The following is a 13,962-nucleotide window of genomic DNA, read 5'->3' on the forward strand; positions in this document are numbered from 1 at the left end:
TAAAAATGAAAACAATCCTTGCACTTGCTGTTACCGCAGCAGTATCGAATGGGGTTATGGCCTCTGACTGGCTAGACATCAATAACCTGCCTGCAAACACACAGTACCCGGAGTGGCTTGATAGCCCATACTCAAAAACGGACCCAATCACTCGTTCAACTTCTGATCTGTACGTTAATCTTAAAGAATGGGTAACACAGCAAAATCTGTATCAAACTAAACCCACTAAAGTGTATATCTTTGCCGATACTCTTGAAGTCACCGATAACTTCAACCTGGTGATGAATAACCAGAACATTGTTATCTTTGCACGTAAAATTGTTGGTTCTGGCGTCCCTACTTTCGTCCTGGGTCAGCAAGGTGCGGCGGCTTCAATTACCGTTATCGCAGAAGAAATGGAAACGCCATTTAATGTACTCGCTTTCACCCCAGAAGGAGGCGTAACTGCCGACACAATTGGAATCAGCGAAAGTACGGGTACTTCCATTATTCTCTCTGGCGAGCATTACATCAAACAACAGCTTGCCGATGACCTTGCCGCCAACTTCCAGCTTGCAAAATCGCAGTTTTCAGACATTGTGAACCGTTCATTCGATATGGCCATCAGCCTGTATGATGAACAGCCTCAGACTAGCCTAGCCTTGCTGAACTGGGTAGAGCGTAGTATGCGTAATGCAGGCACGACAGTATCTGATGATCCAATACTGACTGATCTGTACTTACAAACCGTTGCGTTCAAACAGTTTACTGATTTGAGCAGTCGTTCTGACAACTTCGTTCCTTACCTTGATCGTTCACTCTATCAGGACAAATACAAAGCATATCTTGATGCGATGATCGCTTTTGAGCAAAAACGCGATGTCGTTGCGGACCGAAATACTCGGGTTGAAGATAAGATTGAAAACGCTCAACTCGCACTAGGCAATATCGAAGATGTTTTACAATCTCAGAACGCTGTTGTTGAACAGTCAGAACAAAACATTGCCAAGCTGCTTGATAGTGTCACTGAGGTGGAAAGCCAGTACAAAACTCAAGAACTCACCGCTTTAAGTGCTCGCAGTGATTACCTCTATGGCGTTGAAGTATGGAAAACTCAGCAGCAGCTTAACGCGGCGTTAGCAATATTCAAAGCCATCGCAGAAATTGGTAGCGCGGTCAGCGGCGTGTTTACGGGTAACTTGTCAGGCATAAACGATGTCACCGAACAATTGGCTAAAACACCAGAAGCTCTTGATAAAGCTAAAAACCTCGTGACTAACGTAAAGAATGTGACAGGTATTATCGATAGCATTACAAAAACAGTCGCGGGTATCGCGTCTCTGACAACTGAAGTGAAATCCACAATTAAGATGCAGCGTATCTCGGAAACGATGGATTCTTTCGATTTCGCGGTGCCTTCTTTGAATGAAAGTAACTTGGCCTGGGACCTTATGATAGCAGAGGTTAGAAGTAACCTACGCTACGCGGATTCTCTTGGCATTAAAGGGGCACGAGTCTACCTGCTTGAGTTGGAAAAACAGGTTTTGCTTGGTAAAGCAATTAACGCTTCACAGCTCAATCTTGTTCAGGAACAAGCCAAGCTGGTTGATCTCCTTTTAACACGTAAAGTGACCATTAATCAGAAAGAGCGTCTGAATCAGCTCATTGCGAATGCCTCTGATGACAGCAATGCACTAGAGAAAGTTGAGCAGGAATTGGCACGTGTTTCGCTCCACTTCAAACGACCTATGTTTGTAGCACTTTCAAACTACGTCGCAGCCTATGAATATTGGGCACTTAAAGACAGCGACATTAAACCAAGCCTGAACAAAACCTATCTTGACTATCAGTTTGATTTAGCAGCCATTGAAAACGAGTACGTCAATGCTCTGAATCGATTCCAGCCAGCACCACAGGATTTCAACATCGACAACTTCATCGTTGATGACCCGGAACAAATCGCAGCTTTGGTGAAAACGGGAGAATTTAATTTCAATGTGCCACTCGAACAATCTCAGTTCTGTGCGTTTGACCGAGTTAGACTCGATAAGATCCGTGTCTTCTTCGAGGGTGAAAATCTTCCTTATGGCAAGCAGTTCAACCTGAGCATCTCAAATGGTGGTATCTATTACGACCGATTTGAACGTGAAGACTTTAAGTTCAGCGCGAATCCGCTGACACGTGCCTTCTACTACCGTCTTGACGACGCTTTAAGCAATCAGGTCAGCATCATAACCGATGGGGCATTATCAGATAAATTCGCATACGCCTACTTCGAACCAACACCGTTCACTAACTGGAACGTCACACTTAACAATTTTGATCATAACAATGTAGATAATAATCAGTATCTGAACTCGGTCGAGCGTTTAAGAGTTGAGTTTTCTGGTAATGGAATACCGAACGGAAGAGGTTGTTCAAACTGAGGAGAGTACAATCAAACAATAATAAACCACTATCTAAAATGATTTTTTCGATACGCAGATACAAAAAAACCAGCCAAAGCTGGTTACTGTATTCTCGTAGAGAATGGAGGCGCGTCCCGGAGTCGAACCGAGGTCCACGGATTTGCAATCCGCTGCATAGCCACTCTGCCAACGCGCCTCATTTTTTAGATGGTGCCCCGGGCCGGACTTGAACCGGCACAGCGCGAACGCCGAGGGATTTTAAATCCCTTGTGTCTACCAATTCCACCACCAAGGCAACGCAATCATGCGATGGTAACACCATCTCTCACTGGCCTGTGCCGTGAGAACGAGGCGTACTTTAACGGATTGAGATTTGAGATCAATAAAAATTTTGTCTTTTTGATTCAAATGGTTAAAAACCACACTTTGCAGAGCAATTGACGATCACTTTGCGCAAAAGATGCCCGCCAAATTCTTTTTCCACTCGTTGGCATACAAAAATGTCAGGCGCTGAAAGCTTTATACACTTTGCTGATAAACAAATCTTTCTGCTTAATATTAACGAGAGGCTTTAATGTGGTGACCGCAAAAAGCAGATCCGCAACGCCTGTTCTCTGCCCCGTAGGTAACAAAGCCCTAAGTGGGTTTCGATTGTAACCTTTGGTTTTTGTTTCTCCGCTGGGTCAATATGGTTTTGGCAACATACTCACCATGTTGTTGAGTCACATAGCCAATTCTCGCTTTGATAAATTCGCTATTAAGCTGTAGCTAAAGTTCTTATCAATTTTTAAACCATCACTTTATCCGTCTCATAAATGAACCGAAATCTAAATTCCCTAATTTATTAGAGGATATTTTATAAATATTCGTTAGCCTATCGCAGGAAGCAAACTAAACGCTCATTAATCTTGCGTTATTGTTTTCAATTTCAGACAGCGCATTGTGCAAGCTCCTGAAAGTCTAATAATTACAACAATATCCAACCGGAATTTAACAAAGAGATATTCAAGTGAAAAACATCAATACACTTATCGCTCTTGCTGCGGGAAGCCTACTACTCGTAGGCTGCAAAAGTACATCTGAGCACGCGAACTCGCTGCCGAACAATGTCGAATCAACGACAACAGTGGGAACAGTACAGAAAGAGATTCGTCAGGGCATGACGCAAGCAGATGTGGCTTCAGTGCTTGGCTCGCCAAACATCGTTACTGGTGGTGGTACAGACAAAGAAAGCTGGATCTACGACAAAATAAGCACACAAACAGCGTACTCAACCAGTTCCGGTGGCGTTTCTGCGCTCATTCTCGGTGGCAAAGGCGGGAAATATCCACTTCTCGGAGGTGCGTCCGCAGGCTATGAAGAGCAAACTGGCGTGACTTCAACTACTCAGAAGACACTTACAGTAATCATCAACTTTAAAGAAGGGATAGTAGATGACTTTAAGTATCACTCGTCTACGTTCTAGTCACCATCGCTGGCTATTCGCGCTGCTTGTTTTGACGCTATTAGCCGGATGCGCGTCATCGACACGTCCCCAGCAACCAGAAATGACTCAACTTCAAGTACGTCAGATGCAAACCCGTGAATACTCTGAACAATCGGAGCGAAACGTGCTTCGCGCAGTGATAGGGGCTCTTCAAGACGAAGGCTACATCCTCACTGTTGTCGAGCCAGAACTCGGGTTAGTTACTGCGGCGATGGAATTGGATGAGCTTGATAACGGTACAAAAAGCTTTAATGATTTCTTCTATGGGCCTGGCTCTGGTACCTATCAAACGGTTAGACGTGTAGAAGTTTCAGCAACTGTACAGGAAAAATCCCAGTCAGTTCGTGTTCGTTTGAACATCGTTGCTAAAGCACTGACCAATACTGGCGGCACGTCGTGGTCTCAACCTGTTTATAGTGCCAAAACTTATCAAGATATCTTTTCTAAAGTCGACAAATCTGTCTTCTTAACGTCAAACGATTTGTAATCAGCTAATAAACTACAAGGATGTGGTTTTCTATTTAGTATTGAGAAAGTGATTTTATGTGATATGTAATGAGAAGAGCAAAAGAATGGAGGCGCGTCCCGGAGTCGAACCGAGGTCCACGGATTTGCAATCCGCTGCATAGCCACTCTGCCAACGCGCCTTTTCTTTTAACGCTTTAGTTACCCACCGCTGCGTTCGATGCATACTTTACGGATTGAGCGATGAGAGTCAAACAAAAATATCTTTTTCCTGTTTGATTGCTGACATTTAAATCAAATGGTTGCTTATTTGATCTAACCTGCGAGTTTTTGCACAACTCAACTCTAATCGTATCCCAACACTGCCCTTTGTGCTTTGGGTAATTTACTCACAATCAGTTCATATGAGCGTTCACAAAGGTCCTGAATCAGTCCATCTTCGACGTCGCCGGGATAGTAAACCGTCACCCAGTGCCTTTTATTTGTATGGTATCCCGGTGTAATGTCTGCGAATTGGGAGGTTAGCACTTCACCATCTTCAGGCTTTACTTTTACAGTTACGTATTCGCGCCCTTCTCTCATCGACAAAATGGCGAACATTTTTCCTTTCACTTTGTAGACTAACGCCTCAGGGCCAAAAGGATAATCAGATTCTGCGCTCATAAAGGTGTCCAGATACTCAGCAAGCTGTTTGTTATTCATATTCATTCACCTATAAAAAAGGAGCGATAACGCTCCTAGATCCATCATTTACTAACAAGTGCATCTGATTCGAATTGAATACCTTGCCAACCAAACTTAATAAAATTACGGATATTGGCGTGATCGTCGCCGTCTGGATTCTGAAGGACATCTTCACGATAAAAGCGACCAAAGCACGCTAAGGTGTCCTGCTCAGTTAGCTGATTCAACTGAGCGAACGCGAATATTTTGCACGATCCATTGTTTTGGTTGGCTTCATTCTTCGTTTCGCCATTGATGAAGGCCGTTGGCGTAAACTCGTAATTTGCGTCAATCACTGCCATTGACTGTTCAAACTGGACCGTCGCTGGGCTTTGATTCAATTGTTCAATAAATACACTTAATTCCATTTTTCACTCCTGTTAAAACAGATTAAGTCTATGATATTGATTCATAATTAAAAAGGTGTTTATTCCTCAAAAACTCTATAATGGCGCTCTATAATAAACTAACAGTACAGCATTTAGGGAAGAACAAATGGTAGATACACAGCAATGTTTAACCAATCCGGACGCACAACTGATTGACCTATCAAAGTGGCAGGAAATGGTTAATCTGCTGGCTGATTTATTTGGAGCGGCAACCGGAGCAATCGTCCAACTTAGAAATGACGAGTTTAATGTGGTTGTATCGAGCCAGAATCCAGATCACTACTTAGAAGCGCAAATGAACTGGCCATGGAACATGAAAAGCTTCTGTCGCCATATGGTCGAAACACGACAAGATCTATACGTACCAAGTGCAGCAACCCATGAAGTTTGGTCTGCTGCGCCCCCTGTCGCAGAGGGTGCCGTTCGTTCTTACTGCGGAATACCTATTTTTTGGCCAAATGGTAAGCCTTTTGGTTCCATTTGCGTTATCGATACCAATGCAACTTCGTATGACAAAACCCTAATTAGAATGTTGTGCCAGCTCGCTCGATTGGTCACATTAGATTTAGATACCGCTTGTCGGCTCCAAGAAGCTGAAGAACTAGCCTTAAAAGATGATTTAACTAACACATTTAACCGGCGAGGGTTAACTTTGCTCGGAGAGCAGAAAATAAAAGATGCGCCGAGATATCAGCAAGCTATCGGAATGCTCTATATCGATATTGACAACTTAAAGCAGGTCAATGATAAAGGTGGTCATGAGTCAGGAGACCAATGCATACTCATACTAGCTCAAACTTTAAGAGAGGCGTGTAGACAAAGTGACGTTATCGCTCGCTTAGGCGGAGATGAATTCGTTGTACTTTCGCTGCTCAATACACGAAGAGAGCTAAAACAACTCGCGGCTCGGGTTTCGGCTGAATACCTAGCCCAGACCAAAGACAAAGAATCGCTGAGTTTGACTAGTTTAAGTATTGGATCTCATATCGAAGACTGTTTTGGCGCACCCTGCCTTGAAGATCTTATCGCTCAGTCAGACAAAGCTATGTATCAAAATAAACAGAGTAAGAAGTAAAAAGCCGACTCTCAGTGAGTCGGCCATTTGTGTAGTCTTAATACTTAAACTGCGATACTTCCGCATTAAGCTGCTCGGCTTGAGAAGATAGACCTTGCAGCACATGATCTACATCACTGACCTGACTAGACACTGCAGAAGATGCGTCCGCAATCGAAGTAATACTGCCACTAATTTCGTCAGTTACCGCTTTTTGCTCTTCGGTTGCTGCTGCAATCTGCACATTCATTTCATTCAGATCGTTGAGCATGGTAACTATCTGCTCAAGCATACCCGCGTTCTGATCACACGTATCCACGCCTTGCGATACCGTATTGTTTGCATTTTCAATACTCTTTGATACTTCGTTGGTTTCTCGTTGCAAGGATTCGATCTTTTCGCGAATTTCTTCTGTTGACGACTGAGTTCGACCAGCAAGTGAGCGAACCTCATCAGCCACAACCGCAAAACCGCGCCCTTGTTCACCCGCTCGCGCCGCCTCAATGGCTGCATTGAGCGCCAGTAGGTTAGTTTGTTCTGCGATACCTTGAATCACATCCAAAACTTCAGCAATTGAATTGCTCTCATGATGCAGACGCCCTATCGCATCGACGGCAGTTTTCATTTCTTCGTTAAGACGTGAAATTTCACTACCAAGGTTACGACCGATTCCAACACCTTCACTACCAGTATCGTTGGCATTTTTCACAAACTCCGCTGCTCGACTTGCAAACTGAGCTACCTCGGCAATCGAAGCACTCATTTCGTTGACGGCAGTAGCAACAGATTCCGTACGGTGGTTCTGATCTTGCACTGCATCACGGGTACTATTCATGTTACCTGCCATGCTTTGCGTATTGTTATTCAGATTCTCTGTAGCTTCGGCGAATTTCCTAATAATGTCCTGCAAATGCGTAAACAAGGAGTTAAGTGAAACGGCTAAATCTGTCATTTCATCTTTACCCTCTACATCTAACCTTTCTGTCAGATCATTGTCGCGACTGATTCTCTGGATTTTCTCGCTTGCCACGCGGATTGGCTTCGAAATACTGCTACCAAGGAAATAAGAGACAAGTACAGCAGCGGTTACCCCCACAACAATACTGGTAAGAACGGTCGTGAATTTAGATTGCACCAACGCGTCGAGATCAGCTAATGCCTCTGCTTTGTCTATCTCGGTCACAATTGCCCACTGTAATCCTGCTGCATCCAGAGGTGAATAAACCGATAGCACTTCTATACCGCGGTAATCATCAACCACTTCAGAACCGCTTTGACCGCGAAAAGCAGCTTTTACGCTTGCCGTATCTACCATCTGTCGACCAATTGCCGAAGACTTACCTTGTATCTGATCCATAATGTTTTTCGAGACACCAGATGCTTTAAGCTCTTCGAAATAGAGTTCTGGCTCTTCGAGGAGAAAACGCGATTCACTACGTAACAAGCTGTCTGGGCCCACAAGATAAGTTTCACCAGAATTACCCAACCCCGCATAACTCCAGTTTTCTCCGAAAGTCATAATGCTATTAATCTTATCAACGGGCATCTGGAAGATAAGAACGCCAATGGTTTTATTGTCGACTTTTACTGGTGTGGCGATAAAAGAAGCGGCGGCTTCATAGGAAGGGAAATAAGGGGCAAAGTCTTCAAGATGGTACTGAGACGCGCCTTTATTCAGTGCATTTTTAAACGCCTTGGCGATACCACTCCCGGCGTAAGGACCAGAGTTCAAGTTGGTCGCATAATCCAGTTCTTTGAAAACCGAGTAAACAACGTTTCCGCTGGGGTCGACTAAGAAAATATCGTAATAGCCAAACTCTTCCAGAAAGCCTTTAATGCTTGGATGATACTTATTGTGCACTTTGTCGTATTCAGTACCTAGCGAGTCAGCCATCATCTGATGTTTCTCACCCAACGGATTCGGGTTAACACCGATGTAACGTGCCTGCAGTGCCTTGGCCCTTGGCGACAACATGTTTAACTTTTGCAGTTCATTAGCGGAGTTACCGCCATTCGCTGTTCGGTAGGTAGTGCCAAAATTGGAGGTATAATAATTGGAAAGGCTCGATAGATCGCTTGAACTGACGGACTCTACCGGATAACGCTCGAAAGTGTCTTTAAAAGCCACCATGGCATCTCTAACTCCAATTGAGTTTGCAGTGGTAACAATCTGACCGCGAATATGCTGAAAGTAGTTCTCTATTTCGCTTTTTTTGTTTTCCCGAATGGAAGTAAGTTGACTAATTGCACGCTGGTAGAGTGCTTGTTCTGATAGCTCAGATGCTCTCCACCCAACGAAAGTCCCTGTCGCGACAACGGCAATACTGCATAACAAAGTCGAAGCCAACACTATTTTAGTGGCAATCTTCATAACCGAACCTCTTTGCGGAAAATCCATCTCCGCCTCTGTTTATTCAGAAGAGTCTTGCCAGCTGACGTACTATTTATATGCATTTAGTGATATAAGTGTAAGCACAAAAAATGAACTTTTCGATGAGCCCTCAACGGTTTATCCGCAGGTTGAGAAAGGTAAAAGTCGACTTAAATCACTAACTACCTGATATATAAGGCTAAAGCAAACCTCAACCTTACCCACTAAGTGGTAAGGAATACTGGTTTGACCTGTGATATTTACCGCAAAAATATTGAAATTGACCTTATAACCACTCGATACACACCCATCAATCATTTAATGATGAGCAATATGATTACGTGGTTGTGTGAATGCCAAATATCGATACCTTTCGAACAACTTTGGCACTGATTTTGTCGCCCAAAAGAAAGTTTTTAGACAATTTTTGCAAAAAATTCCGGATAATATTCTTGTAAAATTCCTTAAATCGATAGTGAATATTTTCAGATTTCGACATTCCGACTCAAAAAAACCAGCACTTTCATCTGTTTTTTAACGTTTGTAAGGATTAGTTTACTCTAGAAAATCGACTCAAATCAGGCGTTATTTAACATTTTGGTTACACTTAAATTAACTGGCACAACCAAGATTCATCACTGGATATATTACTTATATCAGTGTGAAAGAATGCATCTAACCAATTCTCTAGAATAGTATTTCGAATTGAGAACAAAGTCAGAATGCCATTAAAGTGGTTTTGCCCGGAGGATGTTAATTAATTGCTGCCAAAGAATGCAGCGCAACAAGGAGCTTGAGATGAACGTTCAGGCCTTACCCATGAGTCGATTTATCGATCACCATGGACAAGTCGTTAAACCACTCCCAGAGTGGGCTGATGCTGCGACACTGAAAAAGTTCTATTGCGACATGGTTGTCGCACGCACCTACGACAATAAAGCTGTCGCCTTACAAAGAACCGGAAAGCTAGGAACCTACCCTTCACACTTGGGTGCAGAGGCCTTTGGTATTGCCATAGGTCACGCATTGCGTGTGCAAGACGTCTTCGTCCCCTATTATCGCGATATGCCCGCTATGTGGGTTCGCGGTATTGGCATGGAGAAAAACCTCCAATACTGGGGCGGTGACGAGCGCGGTAGTGACTTCTGCCCAGAAGATAGCCATATATCATGCCGAGACTTACCTTTCTGCGTACCTATTGCGACTCAATGTACACACGCTGTCGGCGTGGCGGCGGCATTGAAAATTGATGGTAACCACAATGCAGCACTTGTTACTTGTGGTGACGGTGCAACGTCTAAAGGTGATTTCCTTGAGTCCATCAACTGTGCAGGTGCTTGGAATATTCCGCTAGTGTTTGTCGTCAACAACAATCAGTGGGCGATTTCAGTACCGCGTGCCCTACAATGTGCTGCTGACTTTCTTTCGGAGAAAGCGAAAGGCGCTGGCATACCTGGTATCACAGTTGACGGCAATGACGTTGTTGCCATGTTCGACGCGGTTGCAACAGCGTTAGACAGAGCAAGAAAAGGGAAAGGTGCGACCTTGATTGAAGCAGTAAGTTATCGACTCAGTGACCACACCACTGCGGATGACGCTAGTCGCTATCGCAGCACAGATGAGCTCAATCAGGCCTGGCAATTTGAGCCCATTCTCCGCCTCAAAAACTACTTGATTCAACAGGGCCACTGGTCCGAAGAAGAAGAGCAAGCTCTACTAGAACAAGCTAGAGTCGAAGTCGAAAAAGCCGTTGAACGCTACCTTAACCTTCCACCTCAAGCTCCAGAATCTGCCTTTGATTACCTGTATGAATCTCCTGTTACAGAACTCAATAAACAAAGGGATGAACTGATCAACAAAGCGATGCGAATGCAGGGAGGCAAACATGTCTGAGATTACACTGGTTGAGGCAGTCAACCTCGCCTTGCATCATGAAATGAGCAAAGACGCTAAAGTAGTTGTCCTAGGTGAAGACGTCGGCGATAACGGCGGTGTGTTTCGTGCAACTGTAGGCCTGAAAGAAAAATTCGGCCTGAAACGAGTGATCGATACACCGCTAGCAGAAGCATTAATTGGCGGTGTCAGCGTTGGCATGGCAACCCAGGGCTTGAGACCTGTGGCAGAGTTTCAATTCCAAGGCTTCGTTTTTCCTGCTATGGAGCATCTGATGTGTCATGCGGCACGAATGCGAAATCGTACACGTGGCCGACTAACCTGCCCTGCCGTTTTTCGAGCGCCATTTGGCGGTGGTATCCACGCTCCTGAGCATCATTCAGAAAGTGTCGAAGCACTGTTTGCTCACATTCCCGGTTTCAGAGTCGTGATTCCATCGTCACCTCAACGAGCTTACGGCTTATTGCTCGCGGCTATTCGTAGCAACGATCCTGTTATGTTCTTTGAACCTAAGCGTATCTACCGCACCGTCAAATCTAACGTAGTAGATAATGGCGAAGCACTGCCACTAGACAGCTGTTTCACTCTTCGAAAAGGTCGAGATCTGACGCTTGTCACATGGGGCGCATGCGTGGTTGAGTCACTGCAGGCAGCGCAAACCTTGTCAGAACAGGGTATTGAAGCGGAAGTGATTGATCTTGCTAGCATCAAGCCTATCGACATGGACACCATCTTGAAGTCACTCGACAAAACAGGTCGCTTACTCGTCGTTCATGAAGCGAGTAAAACCTGTGGTGTCGGTGCGGAAATCATCGCTAGAACTGCTGAGCACGCGATGTGTACCTTAAAAGCGCCACCAAAGCGTGTCACTGGTATGGATACGGTCATGCCTTATTACAGAAATGAAGACTATTTTATGATTCAGGAAGAAGACATTGTTATCGCAGCTAAAGAACTCGTGGAGGGATGGAAATGAGATCATTTTTACTGCCAGATCTTGGTGAAGGGCTTGCGGAATCGGAGATTGTACAGTGGCATGTAAACGTCGGTGATATGGTTAAAGTCGATCAGATTATTTTGACCGTTGAGACTGCGAAAGCCGTGGTAGAAGTACCTGCACCATACAGTGGTAAAATAGTCAGTCGTCATGGAGAAGAAGGCGACGTTATCAATATTGGTAGCTTGCTTCTAGAAATTGAAGAAGAAGGTGCTACGAATAAAGTCGAATCAAAACAAAAGGATGCTGCTACTGTTGTTGGCAACGTGTCCAGTAAAACCCATCAAGTTGATGTAGACGACTTCTGGATTGGTGCCTCTCATAATACTGGTGAAGACTCACCGCTTACCGCAATGCCCTCTGCACGTTTATTGGCGAAAAAGCTGGGTGTAGATTTACTGCATGTTAAAGGCAGTGGTCACGATGGCATGATCACTGATGCGGATATCTACGAAGAAGCGGGTAAACAACAACCTGGAACAGAAGTGCTTAAGGGTGCTCGTCGAACTATGGTAGGAACCATGGCAGAGTCACACCACAATGTTGCCTCTGTCACCATTACCGAAGAAGCTTTACTTGAAAACTGGAACAAGGGCGAAGACATTTCAGGTCGCCTGATTCAGGCAGTAGTTCATGCTTGTGAAAAAGAACCTGCGCTCAACGCATGGTTTGACGCAGAAACTATGACACGCTGTGTGCACAGTGCCGTGAACATCGGTATCGCAGTTGACAGTAGTCATGGCTTGTATGTCCCTGTCTTGCGTAACGCGAACGAAGTGAAAACAGAAGACATCCGTTCTTGGCTAAATGAGACCGTGACAGGCATTCGTGATAGAAAGATTGGTCGTGAACAATTGCAACATGCGACGATCACACTGTCTAACTTCGGGGCCATCGCAGGTATCTATGCTACTCCGGTTGTTTCTCCACCTCAGGTCGCGATTGTCGGCGCCGGTCGTATCATCGAGAAAGTGGTGATGCGAAACAACGAAGCCGTCGCAGTGAAAGCAATGCCACTGTCAGTAACCTTTGACCATAGAGCGTGTACTGGTGGTGAAGCTGCTCGCTTTACCAAACTTCTTGTAGAACACTTAGAAATGAAACTTGATTAAGTTCTCGCCGTAACTTGGTTGCGGCCATTTTCCTTAGCGCTATAGAGTGCCTGATCTGCGCGCTCTATAGCGGTTTGCCAATCATCCTCCCCATTAAATTGAGTCACTCCAAAGCTCGCTGTGCAAGAGTCAACGTTGGTAGGCAGCATCCTTGCTCTTTTGATCGCTTCTCTTAGTTTCTCTGCCACAATGACCGCTTTCTCGACATCAGTGTTAGGGAGCAAAACCAGAAATTCTTCACCACCATAACGAAAACTTAAGTCATCTTTTCGCGTTTGAAGAATTAGTAGCTTTCCTGTCGTTCGAAGCACGCGATCTCCCGCTTGGTGGCCATAGGTGTCATTGACTTTTTTAAAGTGATCAATATCAAGCAGCAACACAGATAAAGGCTGCTTATGTCGACTCGATCTGGCTATTTCTTTTGGCAGTAATTCTTCTAATGCACGACGATTGTAGAGCTGAGTCAACTCGTCTTTGATCGAAGTATCATAGATAGTCGCGACCAGCCGCCCTGTTAGCATCCATGTCACTGAAAATCCAATAAAGATGACCATAAGGAGTGTACTGACAAACGCCAATTGATGAGCCATCCCTGAAATCATGAAGTCGTCAATCCGTTCCTCAAATAGCGTCCAGATAAAGCGGAACAGGTTATATCCTCCTTGCGTCGCCAACCCCAAAGAAAGCAAAAACTTAGAAGGCGTAATGTCCGTACTTTTACCCTTTTGATTAGCGAGGATAGCAATGAAACACAAACTCGACACATAGACAGTCATCAGAATTACGCGCGCATTAGTGGACGGCATAAAGAACGTGAAATAGGTTAGCCCGACTATCAGTATCGGAAAACTGTAGAAGCCTATATTGGCAATGATCCTGGGGAACCTTCTAAACTGGCATACTCCCAATAGCAAAATAATATAGCTAAACGCCATTAAGGAGTTAGCGAGTATCTTAGATACCCAGTGTGTGATTTGATTACCGAAGCTAAGGAGAAAGAAACTAACCGAGAGAAGTAGCAACGCAGAAGCTATCGTACTGATGCCACTGACGCTGGGTTGTAGTTGTTGAATCAACAACAATCC

At 44.6% G+C, this 13,962-nt stretch carries 11 protein-coding genes and 3 tRNA genes; 7 read left to right on the plus strand and 7 right to left on the minus strand.

Annotation, left to right across the window (positions count from 1 at the left end; translation table 11 throughout):
• The first annotated feature begins 5 nt into the window (after window positions 1–5).
• Window positions 6–2,405, plus strand: a complete 2,400-nt coding sequence (locus FIU99_RS17895; RefSeq protein WP_006960854.1) for a hypothetical protein — start codon at window positions 6–8, stop codon at window positions 2,403–2,405.
• Between the two features lie 104 nt (window positions 2,406–2,509).
• Here FIU99_RS17895 and FIU99_RS17900 read toward each other — a convergent pair.
• Together FIU99_RS17900 and FIU99_RS17905 are read right to left on the minus strand one after the other, a co-directional pair.
• Window positions 2,510–2,583, minus strand: a tRNA-Cys gene (locus FIU99_RS17900).
• A 12-nt stretch (window positions 2,584–2,595) separates the two neighbouring features.
• Window positions 2,596–2,682 (minus strand) — tRNA-Leu (locus FIU99_RS17905).
• A 714-nt stretch (window positions 2,683–3,396) separates the two neighbouring features.
• On the opposite strand from FIU99_RS17905, the gene FIU99_RS17910 reads away from it, so the two are divergent.
• Complete coding sequence (locus tag FIU99_RS17910; protein WP_006960853.1) at window positions 3,397–3,852, plus strand: hypothetical protein; 456 nt, start codon at window positions 3,397–3,399, stop codon at window positions 3,850–3,852.
• Window positions 3,821–4,360, plus strand: a complete 540-nt coding sequence (locus FIU99_RS17915; protein WP_019276210.1) for a hypothetical protein — start codon at window positions 3,821–3,823, stop codon at window positions 4,358–4,360. The genes FIU99_RS17910 and FIU99_RS17915 overlap by 32 nt, the downstream gene beginning before the upstream one ends.
• A gap of 86 nt (window positions 4,361–4,446) precedes the next feature.
• Here FIU99_RS17915 and FIU99_RS17920 read toward each other — a convergent pair.
• The 3 genes from FIU99_RS17920 to FIU99_RS17930 all read right to left on the minus strand — a co-directional run bounded on the left by FIU99_RS17920 (window position 4,447) and on the right by FIU99_RS17930 (window position 5,429).
• A tRNA-Cys gene (locus FIU99_RS17920) sits at window positions 4,447–4,520 on the minus strand.
• Between the two features lie 163 nt (window positions 4,521–4,683).
• Window positions 4,684–5,040: an MmcQ/YjbR family DNA-binding protein gene (locus FIU99_RS17925; RefSeq protein ID WP_006960851.1), complete on the minus strand. Its 357-nt coding sequence runs from the start codon at window positions 5,038–5,040 to the stop codon at window positions 4,684–4,686.
• A gap of 44 nt (window positions 5,041–5,084) precedes the next feature.
• A complete protein-coding gene (locus tag FIU99_RS17930; RefSeq protein ID WP_006960850.1) occupies window positions 5,085–5,429 on the minus strand; it encodes a HopJ type III effector protein in 345 nt (114 codons plus the stop codon).
• A gap of 127 nt (window positions 5,430–5,556) precedes the next feature.
• Here FIU99_RS17930 and FIU99_RS17935 point away from each other — a divergent pair, with 127 nt between their 5' ends.
• Window positions 5,557–6,525 carry a sensor domain-containing diguanylate cyclase gene (locus FIU99_RS17935; protein WP_006960849.1) on the plus strand — a complete coding sequence of 323 codons (969 nt, stop codon included), beginning with the start codon at window positions 5,557–5,559 and terminating at the stop codon, window positions 6,523–6,525.
• 37 nt (window positions 6,526–6,562) lie between these two features.
• Here the strand turns inward: FIU99_RS17935 and FIU99_RS17940 are convergent, their stop codons facing one another.
• On the minus strand, window positions 6,563–8,875 hold the full coding sequence (locus FIU99_RS17940; protein WP_006960848.1) for a methyl-accepting chemotaxis protein: 2,313 nt from the start codon (window positions 8,873–8,875) through the stop codon (window positions 6,563–6,565).
• Between the two features lie 798 nt (window positions 8,876–9,673).
• Here FIU99_RS17940 and pdhA point away from each other — a divergent pair.
• Genes pdhA through FIU99_RS17955 form a run of 3 tightly spaced genes read left to right on the plus strand, consistent with a single transcriptional unit; the run spans window position 9,674 to window position 12,877 of the window.
• Window positions 9,674–10,768, plus strand: a complete 1,095-nt coding sequence (gene pdhA, locus FIU99_RS17945; RefSeq protein WP_006960847.1) for a pyruvate dehydrogenase (acetyl-transferring) E1 component subunit alpha — start codon at window positions 9,674–9,676, stop codon at window positions 10,766–10,768.
• The gene (locus FIU99_RS17950) at window positions 10,761–11,744 is read left to right on the plus strand and encodes an alpha-ketoacid dehydrogenase subunit beta (protein WP_006960846.1); all 984 of its coding nucleotides are present in this window, start codon (window positions 10,761–10,763) and stop codon (window positions 11,742–11,744) included. Before pdhA ends, FIU99_RS17950 begins: the two co-directional genes overlap by 8 nt.
• The gene (locus tag FIU99_RS17955; RefSeq protein ID WP_029236159.1) at window positions 11,741–12,877 is read left to right on the plus strand and encodes a dihydrolipoamide acetyltransferase family protein; all 1,137 of its coding nucleotides are present in this window, start codon (window positions 11,741–11,743) and stop codon (window positions 12,875–12,877) included. The genes FIU99_RS17950 and FIU99_RS17955 overlap by 4 nt, the downstream gene beginning before the upstream one ends.
• Here the strand turns inward: FIU99_RS17955 and FIU99_RS17960 are convergent.
• On the minus strand, window positions 12,874–13,953 hold the full coding sequence (locus FIU99_RS17960; RefSeq protein WP_236612183.1) for a GGDEF domain-containing protein: 1,080 nt from the start codon (window positions 13,951–13,953) through the stop codon (window positions 12,874–12,876). The two genes, FIU99_RS17955 and FIU99_RS17960, sit on opposite strands and share 4 nt — an antisense overlap.
• Window positions 13,954–13,962: the final 9 nt, after the last annotated feature.

Source organism: Vibrio sp. THAF64 (genome assembly GCF_009363455.1).
In the GTDB taxonomy this organism is placed as follows: domain Bacteria; phylum Pseudomonadota; class Gammaproteobacteria; order Enterobacterales; family Vibrionaceae; genus Vibrio; species Vibrio coralliilyticus.